Origin of the sequence: Microvirga arvi, assembly GCF_016892765.1 — a bacterium.
GTDB classification, from domain to species: Bacteria; Pseudomonadota; Alphaproteobacteria; order Rhizobiales; family Beijerinckiaceae; genus Microvirga; species Microvirga arvi.
On the sequence record NZ_JAFEMD010000002.1, the window covers coordinates 154,428 to 167,758 of the forward strand.

General features: G+C 64.1%; 12 protein-coding genes. 5 read left to right on the top strand and 7 right to left on the bottom strand.

Annotation, left to right across the window (positions count from 1 at the left end):
* Positions 1-31: 31 nt before the first annotated feature.
* Entirely contained in the window at positions 32-1,267 is a 1,236-nt protein-coding gene (gene pepT, locus ILT44_RS02085) for a peptidase T (RefSeq protein ID WP_204237897.1), read from the bottom strand.
* Between the two features lie 268 nt (positions 1,268-1,535).
* Between pepT and ILT44_RS02090 the strand changes: the two genes are divergently transcribed.
* Positions 1,536-2,705, top strand: coding sequence for an ABC transporter substrate-binding protein (locus ILT44_RS02090; RefSeq protein ID WP_204237898.1), 1,170 nt, complete (start codon positions 1,536-1,538; stop codon positions 2,703-2,705).
* A 226-nt stretch (positions 2,706-2,931) separates the two neighbouring features.
* On the top strand, positions 2,932-4,596 hold the full coding sequence (locus ILT44_RS02095) for a tannase/feruloyl esterase family alpha/beta hydrolase (RefSeq protein ID WP_204237899.1): 1,665 nt from the start codon (positions 2,932-2,934) through the stop codon (positions 4,594-4,596).
* Positions 4,597-4,709: 113 nt separating this feature from the next.
* On the opposite strand, the gene ILT44_RS02100 is transcribed toward ILT44_RS02095, so the two are convergent.
* The 4 genes from ILT44_RS02100 to minD all read right to left on the bottom strand — a co-directional run bounded on the left by ILT44_RS02100 (position 4,710) and on the right by minD (position 7,748).
* Positions 4,710-5,405, bottom strand: coding sequence for a ComEA family DNA-binding protein (locus tag ILT44_RS02100; RefSeq protein ID WP_204237900.1), 696 nt, complete (start codon positions 5,403-5,405; stop codon positions 4,710-4,712).
* A gap of 235 nt (positions 5,406-5,640) precedes the next feature.
* Positions 5,641-6,576, bottom strand: a complete 936-nt coding sequence (locus ILT44_RS02105) for a DUF5996 family protein (protein WP_204237901.1) — start codon at positions 6,574-6,576, stop codon at positions 5,641-5,643.
* A gap of 87 nt (positions 6,577-6,663) precedes the next feature.
* Entirely contained in the window at positions 6,664-6,942 is a 279-nt protein-coding gene (gene minE / locus ILT44_RS02110; RefSeq protein WP_204237902.1) for a cell division topological specificity factor MinE, read from the bottom strand.
* Positions 6,939-7,748, bottom strand: coding sequence for a septum site-determining protein MinD (minD, locus tag ILT44_RS02115; RefSeq protein ID WP_204237903.1), 810 nt, complete (start codon positions 7,746-7,748; stop codon positions 6,939-6,941). The genes minE and minD overlap by 4 nt, the downstream gene beginning before the upstream one ends.
* A 345-nt stretch (positions 7,749-8,093) precedes the next feature.
* Between minD and ILT44_RS02120 the strand changes: the two genes are divergently transcribed.
* The 3 genes from ILT44_RS02120 to ILT44_RS02130 are packed head-to-tail and all read left to right on the top strand — an operon-like array spanning position 8,094 to position 10,644.
* On the top strand, positions 8,094-9,068 hold the full coding sequence (locus ILT44_RS02120; protein WP_204237904.1) for an ABC transporter substrate-binding protein: 975 nt from the start codon (positions 8,094-8,096) through the stop codon (positions 9,066-9,068).
* On the top strand, positions 9,068-9,874 hold the full coding sequence (locus ILT44_RS02125) for an ABC transporter ATP-binding protein (RefSeq protein ID WP_204237905.1): 807 nt from the start codon (positions 9,068-9,070) through the stop codon (positions 9,872-9,874). Before ILT44_RS02120 ends, ILT44_RS02125 begins: the two co-directional genes overlap by 1 nt.
* On the top strand, positions 9,871-10,644 hold the full coding sequence (locus ILT44_RS02130; RefSeq protein ID WP_204237906.1) for an ABC transporter permease: 774 nt from the start codon (positions 9,871-9,873) through the stop codon (positions 10,642-10,644). Before ILT44_RS02125 ends, ILT44_RS02130 begins: the two co-directional genes overlap by 4 nt.
* Positions 10,645-10,854: 210 nt before the next feature.
* Here ILT44_RS02130 and ILT44_RS02135 read toward each other — a convergent pair whose 3' ends face one another.
* Both ILT44_RS02135 and ILT44_RS02140 read right to left on the bottom strand, forming a co-directional pair.
* Entirely contained in the window at positions 10,855-11,928 is a 1,074-nt protein-coding gene (locus ILT44_RS02135; RefSeq protein ID WP_204237907.1) for a hemerythrin domain-containing protein, read from the bottom strand.
* A 174-nt stretch (positions 11,929-12,102) separates the two neighbouring features.
* Positions 12,103-13,299 (bottom strand): calcium-binding protein, encoded by a 1,197-nt coding sequence (locus ILT44_RS02140; RefSeq protein ID WP_204237908.1) that lies wholly within the window; start codon positions 13,297-13,299, stop codon positions 12,103-12,105.
* Between the last annotated feature and the right edge of the window lie 32 nt (positions 13,300-13,331).

The window sequence follows — 13,331 nt, forward strand, 5'->3', positions numbered from 1 at the left end:
TCGGACGGGTCTGATGAGGCGAGGAAGCGCTTTAGGCGCGCTCCTCCCAGAGCTTGGCGAGCTCGACGATGGTGTTCACGGCCTTCTCCATGTCCTGGCTGCTGACGAATTCCAGCGGGGAATGGAAGGCGTGGCCGCCGGCGAAGATGTTGGCGCAGGGCAGCCCCATGAAGGAGAGGCGCGAGCCGTCCGTGCCGCCGCGGATGCTGCTGCGTACGGGATCCATGCCGGCACGCCTGATCGCCTCCACCGCGTATTCGACGATCTCGGGCTTCCGGTCGAGCACGACCTTCATGTTGCGGTACTGTTCCTTGACCGTGAAGGTGTAGCTGGAGCCCGGATAATCCTTCATCACGTCCTTGGCGATGTTGTCCAGGAGCGTCTCCTTCGCTTTCAGGCCCTCCTCCGTGAAGTCGCGGATGATGAGGCTCAACTGCGCCTTTTCCATCACGCCGGAAATCCCGGTCGGATGGATGAAGCCGTCGCGGCCCTTGGTGGTCTCGGGTCCCATATCCTTCGGCAGCTTCGCGACGATGGCGCCGGCAATGCGGATGGCATTTTCCATTTTGGCGTAGGCATAGCCCGGATGGATCGCCACGCCCTTGATGGCGATCTCGACCGCATCGGCCGAGAAGCTCTCGTCCTCGATCGTGCCGGCCGTGGAGCCGTCCATCGTGTAGCCGAAATCGGCGCCGAGCTTCTTCAGGTCCACCTCGTCGACCCCGCGGCCGATCTCCTCGTCCGTGGTGAAGAGGATGCGGATCGCGCCGTGCCTGACGTCCGGATTGTTGATCAGGAACTCGGCCGCCGCCATGATCTCGGCAATGCCGGCCTTGTCGTCGGCACCGAGAAGCGTCGTGCCGTCGGAGGTGACGATGTCGTGGCCGATCATGTCCTTGAGCACGGGATGGTCGGCAACGCGGATGATCTGGCTCGGATCGCCCGGCAGCCGGATGTCCCCGCCTTGGTAGTTCCTGACGATCTGCGGCCTGACGTTCGTGCCGGAAAAGTCCGGCGCCGTATCCATGTGGGCGCAGATGCAGATCACCGGCACGTTGTTCTTGGGCGTGTTCGAGGGAATGGTGGCATAGACGTAACCGTGCTCGTCGAGATGCGCGTCGGAGATTCCGATGGAGATGAGCTCGTCGACCAGCAGGCGGCCGAGGTCCTTCTGCTTCTCGGTCGAAGGCTGGGACGGGGACTTGGCGTCGGACTGGGTGTCGATGACGACGTAGCGGAGGAAGCGGTCGGTAACGCTGGAGGCCATAGGGAGAGATCCAAATCGCGAAGGGACGGACACCTTGTAGCGGGGCGAAGCCGTCTCGGGAATGGGCTATCGGATAATTCTCCTTGGGCGAAAGTCAGCTTGGAGGGCTCCAGGCGAGGCTGGTGTGGCCGATGCCTGCGGCCTCCCCTCCATGGTCTATTCGTCCAATCTCCCGCTTGCTTTATCCGTGAGCTGACGGAATATCGTTGTTCATCCTGCGCCAAGCCAAGCAGAGCACGGCAAAAGAAGAATTTTGGGAGGAACGACGATGTTACGCAGAACGCTCATCCTTGCCGCAGGTGCCGCCGGGGTCCTGGCCGCCGTCTCGGGCGCCCAGGCGCAGCAGACGGTCAAGATCGGCCTGATCCTGCCGCTGACCGGCCCCTTCACCGCCATCGGCCGCCAGGTCGAAATGGGCGCCAGGCTCTATATGCAGCAGAAGGGCAATACGGTCGCCGGGCAGACGATCGAGCTCCTGGTCAAGGACGACGGCAGCGTCGCCGACGCGACGAAGCGCATCGCCCAGGATCTCATCGTCAACGAGAAGGTGAACGTGCTCGCGGGCTTCGGCCTCACGCCGCTGGCGCTTGCCACCGCGCCTCTGGCCACCCAAGCCAAGATACCAACCGTCGTCATGGCGGCCGGCACGGCCACAATCACGGAAGCCTCGCCCTTCATCACGCGCACCAGCTTCACCCTGCCCCAAGCCACCGAGCCCATGGCGGATTGGGCCTTCAAGAACGGCATCAAGAAGGTCGTGACCCTGGTCTCGGACTACGGACCCGGCATCGATTCCGAAAAAGCCTTCGTCGGCGTGTTCACCAAGGCAGGCGGCCAGGTCGAGAGCCTGCGGGTGCCGCTGGCGAACCCCGACTTCTCGCCCTTCCTTCAGAAGGTGGCCGACGCCAAGCCGGACGCGCTGTTCGTGTTCGTGCCCGCGGGCCAGGGCGCGCAATTCATGAAGCAGTTCGTGGAGCGCGGCTTCGACAAGAGCGGCATCAAGCTGATCGGACCCGGCGATGTCACGGATGACGAAGTGCTCAACAACATCGGGGACGTCGCTCTCGGTGCGATCACCACGCATCATTACTCGGTCGCCCACGACAGTCCCGAGAACAAGGCCTTCGTCGAAGCCTTCAAGAAGGCCAACAACATGCGTCCGAACTTCATGGCGGTGGGCGGCTATGACGGCATGCACCTGATCTACGAGGGCCTGAAGAAGACCAACGGCCAGGGCGGTCAGGCCTTGATCGATGCCATGAAGGGCATGAGCTGGACCAGCCCGCGCGGGCCGGTCTCGATCGACCCGCAGACGCGCGACATCATCCAGAACATCTATGTGCGGAAAGTCGAGCGCAAGGACGGGGAGCTCTACAACGTGGAGTTCGCCACGATCCCGAACGTCAAGGATCCGGTCAAGGCCGCCAAGGCCAACTGAGCGCAACAACAGCAAGTGAGGCGCCGCTGAAACGCGGCGCTTTTCTGCCGTCTCAGGCGGCATACGATCCATGCAGCATTTTCATCAAAAGCTCTAAGCAAATCATTTGCGGCTTCTTGCCGATCCGTTGCAGCCTGCTTCCGACATCTTCCGCATCCTGCTCTTGGCGCGCCGTGCCGGCGCACCACCTGCATGGAACAAGCGCGAACGATTGAGGGAGGACGACTTGAAGCAACGGCCGGTGATCCATTCTGCTGCATTCGTGAAAGCTGCTGCGCTCAGCGCCGCGGCGCTTTATGCGGGCGCATCCGCCATCGCGGATGCATCCGCCCAGACGCGGTCGCCGCAGGAAGCCTGCTCCCGCCTTGCGAACCTCTTCGTTCCGGTATGGGCCATCGGCCTGCCGACCTCCGGCGCCGTGGTGCAGTCGGCCACCTTCGTCACGGCGGAGACTCCCAACAACCAGAACGGCGAATATTGCGCGGTGAAGGGCCTGATCGTTCCGGCCTCTGCCGATGCGCCAAACATGGAGTTCCAGGTTAACCTCCCGACGAGCTGGAACTCCAAGGCCCTGCAGCTCGGCGGAGGCGGCTATGACGGCACGCTCGTCACCGGCCTCGGCATGGCCGGCCTGCAGCCGGCCAGCATTCCCACGCCGCTGAAGGCGGGCTACGTCACGCTCGGCAGCGACGGCGGCCACAAAGGCGCTCCGGGCTTCGACGGCACCTTCGGCATGAACGACGAGGCCCTGCTCAATTTCGGCAAGCTTTCGGTCAAGAAGACGCACGATGTGGCCATGGCGATCGTCAAGGCGCGCTATGGCACGGCTCCGCGCCGCTTCTACTTCATCGGCAACTCGCAGGGCGGCCACGAAGCCCTGGATGCTGCGGCGCGCTATTCGTCAGACTACGACGGCGTCGTCGCCAACTATCCGGCCTACAACGTCACCCTGCTCCATCTCGGTTCGCTCAATGCGGGCAAGGCGCTCTACGGCAACGGCGGAGCGGGATGGATCAATCCCGCCAAGACCCGGCTGCTGACCGATGCGGTGCACAAGGCCTGCGACGGTCTCGACGGCGCACAGGACGGCATCATCGGCAACATCGCGGGATGCAACGCCGCCTTCAACATCGAGACCGTGAAGAGTACGCTGCGCTGCGCCAATGGAACCGACACCGGCGATACGTGCCTCTCGGATGCGCAGATCGCCGCCGTGGAGAAGATCGCCTCGCCCTATCGTCCGGGCTTCGCCATCGCCGGCATGGAGGAATTCCCCCGCTGGTCCCTGCTGGAAGGGGCCCGCTTCGAAGGACGTTCCACCTTCGGCACGCGCCCTGTACCGGGCAATCCGCCGACATCGGCCGATGCCCTGCTCTACAATGCGGGTGCGGCGACCACGAAGTACATTCTCACGCGCAACCCCTCCTTCGATGCGCTCACCTTCGAGCCGACGGCCATGAAGGAGCGCACGCAGGAATCGGGCAACATCATGGACGTGACCGACGTCGATCTCATCCCGTTCCGCACGAAGGGCGGCAAGATCATCCTTCTGCATGGCACGACGGACGATTTCATCACGCCGCACAACACGGTTGCCTACTACAACCGCCACAGGGCGCTGCAGGGCGAAGCCGGCATGGATTCATTCGTGCGCTTCTACGTCGTCCCAGGCCTCAGCCACGGATTCGGCGCCTTCAATGCGAAGTACGACGGGCTGGCAGCTCTCGACAAATGGGTGGAGAGCGGCAGCGCCCCCGGAACGCTGGTGGCGGTCGACGGAAACCAGGGCGCCAGCCGTACGCGCCCGATGTGTCTCTACCCGGCCTGGCCGCGCTACAGCGGCACGGGCTCGGTGGACGATGCGGCCAATTTCAGCTGCGTTACACAATAGGCTTGATCAATGGGGATGGAGAGTGCCGGTGGTCCGCCTGCCCTCTCCGTTCCTGACGGTGCTCTCATCGTGCCGGCCGCCAGCGACTGCACGGCGGTAGTGTCGGTTCAATGCTACTGCACCGTGACCTGATCCTTGATCCTCTCGTAAACGGTGCGGCGCACGACCATCTTCTTCACCAGGTCGTCTGCGGACTTATATGGCCTGCCCCTGATGATGGCGCGGCCGAGTGAGCCTGCGCCTTTCAGCGAATTCAACTGTTCGACGGAAGCCCTGTTGAGGTCGACAAGGGCAGCGGAAAGGCGTGTCGTCGAAACAGGCTCCGCAAGACTCGCCTGCTTCGTCACGGCGCCGGTCATGTTCATGTCGGCAGGCGGTGGCGACACGGGCCGGGCGGATCGCGCCAGGGCTGCTTCAGCCTGCTGCAACGCGGCGGAGGCCTGTTCGATGGCAGGCGAAGCCGGGCTTAGCACCGTGGGGACGCCGGCAGTCTCGTCGGGGCCCGATGCAGGCACATAAGCGGCGTTCGACGGAGCGCTCAGGGCCCGAATGGGCGCCGCGGGATCCGCATCGGCGACCCGCACGCGCCGCGCCGGCAATTGCACCGTTTGTACCGAACCCGTCAGGATCTGCGGCGGGGCGGCGGTGACGATGCCGCCGGTGGGAGAGCCGGCCCCCCCGGAGTGCCACAGGACCATCGATCCACCGGCCATGAAGCCTATGACCAGGAGAACGCGCATCGCCTGTTGAACTGCGCTGTCGCGCTGTTCATGAGGAGTCCGGGTTCGTGACAGGTTGCCAATCTGCATGGGGTCCTCGCACATTCACTCGACGGTGGATGCTCCACTCTTGATGGGCACGTCGTGCGAAAAATCAGGTCCACTCTTCGCCCGACTGCTTACGGCTAGATGCCGGATGTGGCGCAGACGTGGCGATTGGCGTCGATCAGGCCGGATCAACGGCAATTTCGGGTAGGTGTGTGGATTTTACGCGTGAGGTTGCCCGAAGCGGCAACGTCATCACCTTACGGAAGCTCCCTTGCCGTTACACCCTGCGCACGCGCGCGGGTTGACCGAGGTCGCAGTCCAGAGTCGCGCGATCCCAACCGCCAGCATCGGCGGCGGCGGCATAGGTGGCGGACAGGAAATCGAGCAGCATCCCATCGGGATCGGACGCCCGGCGCAGCGTGTCGTAGGGCAGGATGAATTCGCCCAGAGTTGCATCGAAAAGCCCACCCGGTGGGATCTTCGCGTCACGAAAGCCCGGCGGTTCGGGATAAGCGTAGGAGTAGAAGGCGGCGTGAGGGTAGGCATCGCTGCCGGGCCAGAAGCCTGCACTGGACACTTCGTGCGAATAGGCCTCGCGGGTGACCGCATCCGGCAGACCCGGTACGCCGCCGGGATGGGCCGGGGCGTGGCGTCCTGAAAAGCGCGTGACCGCAAGATCGAAGCTGCCCCAGAAGAAATGCACCGGGGAAGCCTTGCCCAGGAAGCTGCTGCGAAAGACCTTGAACACCCGGTCCGCCTGCACGAGCACACGCCAGAAGCGATGCGCCGCATCAGCATCGTAAGAGGCATGAACCCGGTCCTCCGAAAAGCGGATGGGATCCGGCACCTCGTTCGGCATCTCGTTGATCGACACCGGGATGCCGAGGTCACCGAGAAGTTTCATGAGGTCTTCATGGAATTGCGCAACGCTCTGCGGGCGAAGCGGCAGGGCGCGCTCATCGCCGCGGCTCGTGCGCACGAGCAGGCGATGGGCGATGAAATCGAACTCGATCTCCAGGATTTCGCGGCCTGCGGGCATGGGCGAAGTGCTCAGGCCGCGCGCCGAGACATAGAGCGGCACATGCCAGCCGTGATTGAGCCATGGCGTCAGCGAGAGCCGGATCTTGCCGACGATCTGCGTCCATAGCTGCAGGGTCGCAGCCGTCTCGCGCCATGCGGGATAGGAGAGTTCGGGCCAGACAGCGTCATCCATGAATCGCCTCCATGCGGAGCAGGATCACCGATGACGAGCATAGCGGAAGGCTCGCAGGCTGGACAGTGCAGCCTGCGAGCAGGATTGTCAGGCGGCCGGACGCATGGTGGCGAGGGTCGCCGGGATCTCGATGTCGACTTCCAGGGTCGAGACGGAAGCGCCGCGGTCCATCTTGATCTGCACCTTGTCCTGCGGCACCGCCATATGCTTGGCGATCACGGCCATGATCTCCTCGCGCAGGATGGCGACAAGATCGGACTCACCACCGCCGACGATGGTGCGCTCGTGTGCGAGGAGGACCTGAAGGCGCTCGCGGGCGACGGGCGCGGATGTTGCGTTGCGTTTGAAGAAGTTGAACAGGCTCATGCGGCCCTCCGTGCGAAGAGTTTGCTGAACAGGCCGCGCTGCTTCTGCACCTCGACGATCGTCTGGCCCTGCAGCTTGCGCACTGCCTCGAGATAGGCGCGCGCGGGCGCGGAATTCGGGCTGCCCAATGTCACGGGCGCGCCGAGGTTGGACGAGCGCAGCACCTCGGTGCTTTCCGGAATGATGGCAAGAAGAGGGATCGAGAGGATGTCGAGCACGTCCTCCACCTTCAGGATCTCGCCCCGCGCGGCACGGGCCGCGTCGTAGCGGGTGAGCAGCAGATGCTTTTCCACCTGCTCGCCCTTCTCCGCCTTTTCGGTCTTGGAGTCGAGCATGCCGATGATGCGGTCGGAATCGCGGATGGAGGAGACTTCAGGGTTCGTCACGACGACGGCCACATCCGCGTGGCGCATGGCGAGGGTCGCGCCGCGCTCGATGCCCGCCGGGCTGTCGCAGATGATCCAGTCGAATTTCTCGCGCAGGCCGTTGATGACGCGCTCGACGCCCTCCTCGGTGAGGTTGTCCTTGTCGCGGGTCTGCGAGGCAGGAAGCAGCGAGAGCGTCTCGACGCGCTTGTCGCGGATGAGCGCCTGTTCGAGCTTCGCGTCGCCCTTGATCACGTTGATCAGATCGAACACCACGCGCCGCTCGGCGCCCATGATCAGGTCGAGGTTGCGCAGGCCGACGTCAAAATCGATCACGGCCACCTTCTGGCCGGTCTGCGCCAGCGCCGCCCCCAGCGCCGCGGTCGACGTCGTCTTGCCGACCCCTCCCTTGCCCGATGTCACCACAAGAACTTTTGCCATCCTGATTCTCCTACCCTTCGAGACTGTTGTTGCGACGCCATCACCAGCAGGTTCTCCGGGAGGCCGCAGAACATGTTCGGAGAGCGGAGGCGGATTGAGCTGTCGCGATTTCTTAACGCAACGGTATGGAGCTATTCGGCGCCCATTATGGTTACCGGCTGGTTAAGAAATGCAGCGAAAGATGCATTTTTCAGCGGAAAACAAGGGTTTTGAGACGTCCGAGGGCCCGAAAGGAAAGATTTCTCCTGCTCAGGACCAAGCTGCCCCTCCGGCCGCTAACTGGCTCTCCATTGACCTTCTGGCAGGAACCCCTAGCCTTGATCCGATGGCACTGGAGAGCACCCGATGCGGCACGGATGGCGGCTTCTTCTCTTGTCGGTCTTTTCATGGGTTGCGGCACAGGCCCCGGCCTTCGCCCAGCAGGGCACGACGGTTCGCGTCGGGCATTTTCCCAACATCACTCACGTCCAGGCCCTGGTGGCCCGCGCCTTCGAGCGGCAGGGGCGCGGGTGGTTCGCGGAACGGCTCGGCCCTGGGGTGAAGATCGAGTGGTACACCTATAACGCCGGCCCCAGCGCGATGGAGGCGATCTTCGCCAACTCCCTCGACCTGACCTATGTCGGCCCCAACCCGGCGCTGAACGCCTATGCCCGTTCCCGGGGGAGCGAGGTCAGGGTGGTCGCGGGGGCCGTGAATGGAGGCTCCGCCCTTGTCGTGCAAGGAGACTCCACCCTGTCCAAGCCTGCCGACTTCAAGGGCAAGCGCATCGCCACGCCGCAATTCGGCAACACGCAGGACGTGGCAGCGCGGGCCTGGCTCGTCGCCGGCGGATTGCGGATCACCCAGACCGGAGGCGATGCGCATGTGGTGCCCACCAGCAATCCCGATCAGCTCTCCCTGTTCCAGAGCAAGCAGCTCGATGGGGTCTGGACCGTGGAACCCTGGGTCTCGCGGCTCGAATCCGAGGCCGGCGGCAAGGTGCTGGTCGAGGAGAAGGAGGCCATCACCACCGTGCTCGTCTCGAGCGCCGGGTTTCTGGACAAGAACAGGGATCTCGCGAAGCGCTTCGTGGCGGCCCATCGCGAGCTGACCGAGTGGATCGGAAAGAACCCCGACGAGGCCCAGCGCCTCGCCCGCGAGGAGCTGCAGGCCTCGTTCCGTCTCGACATGTCGCCAGAACTTGTCGCCCGTGCCTGGAGCCGCATGGTCATCACGCCGGACACGACGCGCGAAGCGTTCCAATCCTTCGTGACGAGCGCTCAGAAAGTGGGGTTCCTGCGTGACACGCCCGATCTGTCGCGCCTGATAGAGGCGCCTTGATGGAGTCTCCCAGCACGGATTCCCTTACAGGAAACCCGGCCAAGCTCATCGTCGAGGGCGTCTCCAAGCGGTTCACCTCGTCGCGAGCCTTGGTGCAGGCTTTGGACGATGTGTCGCTGACCATCGCGGATGGCGAATTCGTCTGCCTCATCGGGCCGAGCGGATGCGGCAAGTCCACCCTTCTCGACATCATCGCCGGCCTGACCAAGCCGGATTCCGGCCGGGTTCTCGCCGACGGCAAGGTCGTGGAAGGGCCCGGGCGCCAGCGGCTCGTGATGTTCCAGGAATCAGCTCTCTTTCCCTGGCTCGATGCGTTCGGCAACGTCATGTTCGGACTTAAATTGCGGCCCGATCTCACGCGGGCCGAGCGCAAGGACATCGCCAATCATTTCCTGCAGCTCGTCGGCCTCGAGAAGTTCAAGCGTGCGCATGTGCATGAGCTCTCGGGCGGCATGAAGCAGCGCGTGGCACTGGCCCGCGCGCTTGCCCCCGATCCGCAGGTGCTGCTGATGGACGAGCCTTTTGCCGCTCTCGATGCGCTCACCCGCGATCAGCTCTACGACGACATCCAGCGCATCTGGATAGAGAGCCGCAAGACCATCGTGTTCGTCACGCACAACGTGCGCGAAGCCGTCTGCCTCGGAAACCGCGTGGTTCTGATGTCGCCGTCGCCGGGGCGCATCACGACCATTTTCGATATCGCCCTGCCCCATCCGCGCGACATCAACAGCCGCGATCTCGCCGGCGACACGTCCACCATCGCTGCGGCTCTCAAGGGAACGCTGAAGGAGGCCGCATTCGAATGAAGCGCACGGCTGTCGCTCTCCTCTTCTTTGCGTTTCTCATCGGCGCGTGGGAACTCGCAGTCCGCAGCGGCCGATGGTCCGTTGTCCTGCTCCCCTCCCCGATCTTCGTGGCCGAGTACATCTGGGGAGCGCTGCTCGACGGCACGCTTCTCGAGTCCACCTGGGTGACCCTCAAGCGGCTTTTGATCGGCTATGCCGCCGGCGTCATCATCGGTCTGCCCCTGGGCCTGCTGACCAGCACGACCCAAATCCTCGAAGATACGATCGGATCTCTGGCCCTCGGCTTTCAAACCCTGCCGAGCGTGTGCTGGGTGCCTTTGGCCCTGGTCTGGTTCGGGCAGACGGAAGGGGCGATGCTGTTCGTCGTCATCATGGGCACCGTGTGGTCCGTGATCCTCGCCACCGACCATGGCGCGCGCAACATCCCGCCGATCTATGCCCGTGCGGCCCGCACCATGGGATCGGAGGGCTTGCACAAATGGACCCGGGTGATCCTGCCCGCTTCGCTGCCTTTCCTCGTCAGCGGCATGAAGCAGGGCTGGGCCTTCGCCTGGCGGTCCCTCATGGCGGCGGAGATCTACGTGACGATCCTCACAGGCTTCGGCCTTGGCCACCTGCTGCATTACGGGCGCGAACTGAACGCCATGGAGCAGGTGATCGGCATCATGATCGTCATCGTGGTGATCGGCCTTCTCGTCGACCGCCTGCTCTTCTCGCCCTGGGAGCGCTTCCTGCACCGGCGCTGGGGCACGAACGTGAAGGCTGCCTAGCGCATCGTGCAGAAAAGTGGACCCGGTTTTCACTGGCGTGGCCCTTTGGGTCTGCGCCCAACGATGCGCCAGCCAAGAGTTGGAGCATCGGATTGGATCCCAAAAGTGGGTCCACTTTTGGGTCCGATGCTATAGCTGCGCCTGCTCGACAGCATTCAAGCGACGCTCATGAAAAAGGCCTCACGTTCAGACATGAGGCCTTTTAGGCTGTTAGCGTCCGTCGCGCTTCAGCGAACCTGAATCCGCGCCGCCTGTCTGGGCGCCGCCGGTGCCGACGGAGCCTGGGGATGCGGCGGGACCGCCTGCGGGCAGCGTTCCGCCCGGCTGCAGCGGCGTGGAGAGACCCGACGGCGCCCGCGGCGGATGGGCGGAGGAGAACCAGTTGTCGTCGGAAGGGCTGCCGCCCGCCGCCGGCGAGGTTCCGCTGCCTGCGCCATGGAGCAGGGCGTCATCCGCCTGGGGCGTGCTTCCCGGCCCCTGCTGGCCGCGCATTCCGTCGGAGGATGCCGCGGAGGAAGCCATGGAACTCCCGGCTGCCGAGGCCGCGCCAGCCCTCGAATAGGTCCGGGCCCCTAAGGGATCCTGCCCCATGGAGCCGCGGCGGGAGCCTTCCAGGCTGCGGTCGACGCCGCCGCTTTCGACCGGGAACGGCGGCTGCGGGCGGCGCGATGCCGGACGCATGGGCCTGTTCTGCCGCACGCTTGTGGAGCCAGACCGGTTCATGCTCCACAGCAGGGCTCCGGCTCCCACGGCCGCCAAGCCGGCGAGCACGCCGAAGACCGTGCCCGTGGGCAGGCCGTAGCGGCTCGGCATCATGGATTGCGGCATGTGCCAGCGGCGCGCCTCAAGGGATGCGATCCGCTCACGTTCATAATCCCTCTGCAGGCTCTTGAGCTCGCGGGGGGAGAAGACGCCGCGGGCGACGATCATCACCCCGTTCTCCTCCAGGGTGAAGGCATGGCGGATGGAGCCGGTCAGGTCCTTGAAATCTGCCGCCCAGTCGTGGCTGTCCTTGTTGCGGCGAGCGGCCAGCTCATCGACCTGGCGCAGGATGTCCTCCTGCCTGCGCTCGAGATCGGCCACATAGCTGCCCGTGCGCTCGTGGCCGGACAGGGCGGGATAGAGAACATTCTGCTGGGCCGCGATGTGCCGCTCAAGCTCGTCCTGGAGATCGGCGAAGAGTTCGGCGCGGCTGTTGGGGCCGGCGCCCGTTGCCCGCAGCACTTCGCGGCAAAGCTCCTCGATATTCGCGTGATCCGACACGACCATCTGCCATAGGTCCATGGGAAGCCTCCTCCTGAGCCTTTGCCTCGATCAGGATGAACGGATAGGGCGGACGGCTGTTCCGGCACGAGCATCTCTTTGGCCCTATGTCATCCGAAAGACTTCGGGCAAGGGGGCGCCAAGGTCTTGGGCCCTATCCGGGCGCTTCCCGGAACGCCCGGATAATGTCCTCATTCAGCCGTTCGGCGAGAAGCCGAAATCATCAGCGCGCAGCTGGGAGATCCGGAGATCCTCAAGCGTGATCGTGAAGCCCAGAGCGTAGGTGATCACGACATTGTCGCCGACCTGAGCGGTATATCCGTCGAGCATCTGCTCGAAGGTCTCGAACAGATCGTTCTCGATGGTGATGCTGTCATGGCCGGGCCTGAAATCCTTCACCCTGTCCTTCCCGCCTGCGTCGCCCGACGAGAAGAGAAAGAGATCGTCGCCTGGGCCGCCTTTGAGGGTATCGTTGCCCCCACCGTCATAGATCCAATCGTTGCCGCTGCCGCCATCGATCGAATCGTTGCCCAAGCCGCCGCGGATGGTGTCCGCGCCGTCGTTGCCGTACATCTTGTCATGACCGGAGTGGCCGCCGAGGACGTCGTCGCCGCTGCCGCCTTTGACGGAATCATTGCCGGTGCCGCCGTCCACGGTGTCGGCACCCTGCTCGCCACGCAGATCGTCCTTGCCGTCGCCGCCGCGGATCACATCATCTCCGCCGCGCCCGAGGATCTTGTCGCTGCCATAGCCGCCGAACAGATAATCGCCCTTGTCTCCTCCCTTGATGGAGTCGCTGCCATTGCCGCCCCAGATCCAGCCCTGACCGGTCTTGAGAAAGAGCGTGTCGCCCCCTCCGCCGCCGGACAGGAAGTTGTACTGGGCCGTGCCGCGCAGGGTGTCGCTGCCGTTCGTTCCGCTCAGCACCAGTGGCTTGACATCTTCGGGCAGCCAGAGTCCATCCGCACGAGCGATGGCGTCGTTGTCGTCACTGATATCGGCGCCAGATGCGGTGATGAGGACATTCGGCCCGTCGGCGCCATCGAAAACTCTAACCCGCAAGGATGGCAGCGGCTCTCCCGCACCACCGATCGCGAGACTGACGTTCGCGAGAATGTCGGCCTCGGTATAATCTCCGACCCGCGGCTGCTCGAAGAAGAAGTCGAGCCCGGGCGTCGTGCCGGGCAACTCGAACTCGGTGCCGCGCGGAAAGCCGTTCGCGATCGCAAGAGCATCTCCGGAGAGGGACAGGTAGCCGGTGATGAGCTGTCCTTCCTGATACCCGCCGACATTTGCTCCATAGATCGGGTCCAGAAACGAAAGATCGCTCAGATCCTGATTCTGATAGGCGCCCTCGACGCCTCCGTAGAAGATGTAGCGCAATGTGGACATGTGATCTCCTTCAAGGGAGAAACACGATTGCA

Excerpts from the sequence above, each read along its gene's own strand:
- ILT44_RS02105 (WP_204237901.1), bottom strand. The coding sequence starts at position 6,576 with ATGGATGACGCTGTCTGGCCCGAACTCTCCTATCCCGCATGGCGCGAG.
- ILT44_RS02125 (WP_204237905.1), top strand. The coding sequence starts at position 9,068 with ATGGAGTCTCCCAGCACGGATTCCCTTACAGGAAACCCGGCCAAGCTC.
- ILT44_RS02135 (WP_204237907.1), bottom strand. The coding sequence starts at position 11,928 with ATGGACCTATGGCAGATGGTCGTGTCGGATCACGCGAATATCGAGGAG.
- ILT44_RS02120 (WP_204237904.1), top strand. The coding sequence starts at position 8,094 with ATGCGGCACGGATGGCGGCTTCTTCTCTTGTCGGTCTTTTCATGGGTT.
- minE (WP_204237902.1), bottom strand. The coding sequence starts at position 6,942 with ATGAGCCTGTTCAACTTCTTCAAACGCAACGCAACATCCGCGCCCGTC.
- minD (WP_204237903.1), bottom strand. The coding sequence starts at position 7,748 with ATGGCAAAAGTTCTTGTGGTGACATCGGGCAAGGGAGGGGTCGGCAAG.
- pepT (WP_204237897.1), bottom strand. The coding sequence starts at position 1,267 with ATGGCCTCCAGCGTTACCGACCGCTTCCTCCGCTACGTCGTCATCGAC.
- ILT44_RS02090 (WP_204237898.1), top strand. The coding sequence starts at position 1,536 with ATGTTACGCAGAACGCTCATCCTTGCCGCAGGTGCCGCCGGGGTCCTG.
- ILT44_RS02140 (WP_204237908.1), bottom strand. The coding sequence starts at position 13,299 with ATGTCCACATTGCGCTACATCTTCTACGGAGGCGTCGAGGGCGCCTAT.
- ILT44_RS02100 (WP_204237900.1), bottom strand. The coding sequence starts at position 5,405 with ATGCAGATTGGCAACCTGTCACGAACCCGGACTCCTCATGAACAGCGC.
- ILT44_RS02130 (WP_204237906.1), top strand. The coding sequence starts at position 9,871 with ATGAAGCGCACGGCTGTCGCTCTCCTCTTCTTTGCGTTTCTCATCGGC.